Genomic DNA, 1,273 nt, shown 5'->3' with positions numbered 1-1,273 from the left:
GGTGGGCGCCGACTGGCCCGCAGGCGCCGCCGTCATCGCCGTGGACCAGCTGCCGCCCGTCACCCCGGCGGCCGAGCCGACCGGCGGCGATCCGGACACGCCCGCGTACGTCATCTACACCTCCGGCTCCACCGGCCGCCCCAAGGGCGTGGTGATCAGCCACCGCGCTGCGGGCAACACGATCGCCGACATCAACCACCGCTTCGGCGTCACCGCCGACGACCGCGTGCTCGGCCTGGCCAACCTCGGCTTCGACCTGTCCGTCTACGACATCTTCGGCCCGCTCGCGGTGGGCGGCTCTCTGGTCTACCCCGACCCGGAGCGCCGTACCGATCCGTCGCACTGGGCCGCCCTGATCGCCGAGCACGGCGTGACGGTGTGGAACTCCGTCCCCGCGCTGATGCAGATGCTCGCCACGTACCTGGCAACCGAGCCGGCCCTCACGTTGCCGACGTTGCGCCTCGCCCTGCTGTCCGGCGACTGGATCCCGATCACCCTGCCGGACGAGATCACCGCCCGCATCCCTGGCCTCAATGTGATCGGCCTGGGCGGCGCGACCGAGGCCGCGATCTGGTCGATCCACCACCCCTACAACGGACTTGAGCCCGGCTGGCGCAGCATCCCGTACGGCCGGCCGCTGGCCAACCAGGGCTTCCGGGTGCTGGACGGTATGCTGCGGGACTGCCCGGTCTGGGCGGTCGGCGAGCTCCACATCTCGGGCGCTGGGCTGGCCGAGGGCTACCTCGGCGACCCGGACACGACCGCCTACCGCTTCATCGCCCACCCGGACGGACAACGCCTTTACCGCACCGGCGACTTCGGTCGTTACCTGCCCGGCGGGGAGATCGAGTTCCTCGGCCGCGAGGACACCCAGGTCAAGATCCGGGGCCATCGGATCGAACTCGGCGAGATCGAGGCCGCGCTGCTGGACCACCCCGCGGTCGCCGCCGCGGGCGCCGTCCTCGACGGGACGGGCGGCGAGCGCGGACTGCTCGCGGTGGTGGAGACCGCCCGCTGCGAGGCGACGGCCAGTCAGGTGGACGAGCCCGTGGCACGACCCGTCGAGGGCCTGACCCGTACCCAAGTCGAGCGATACGTCGAGAGCCTTGATGCAGCGGTGCTCTCGTCGATGGCCCTTGCCCTGATGGAGGTGGAGAGCACAGGTACGGCCATCGACCCCCGTCACGCGTGGCTGGTGGCGCGCTGGCGCGCGGTCCTGGCGCAGGCCGCCCTGGGTCCTGTCGACCCGGCCGTGGTCGCCGAGCGCTGGGAG

The 1,273-nt window shown here is 72.2% G+C and carries 1 protein-coding gene; it reads left to right on the top strand.

Annotated features, from left to right (window positions below; all coding sequences use genetic code 11):
• The coding region (locus AB0O00_RS40045) for an amino acid adenylation domain-containing protein (RefSeq protein WP_363659591.1) at window positions 1–1,273 on the top strand (1,273 nt) is incomplete at both ends.

Source organism: Kitasatospora sp. NPDC093558, from assembly GCF_040683475.1.
Taxonomy (GTDB): domain Bacteria; phylum Actinomycetota; class Actinomycetes; order Streptomycetales; family Streptomycetaceae; genus Kitasatospora.
Note: the sequence above shows the minus strand (reverse complement) of the source record. Positions and strands in the feature narration are given on the sequence as shown.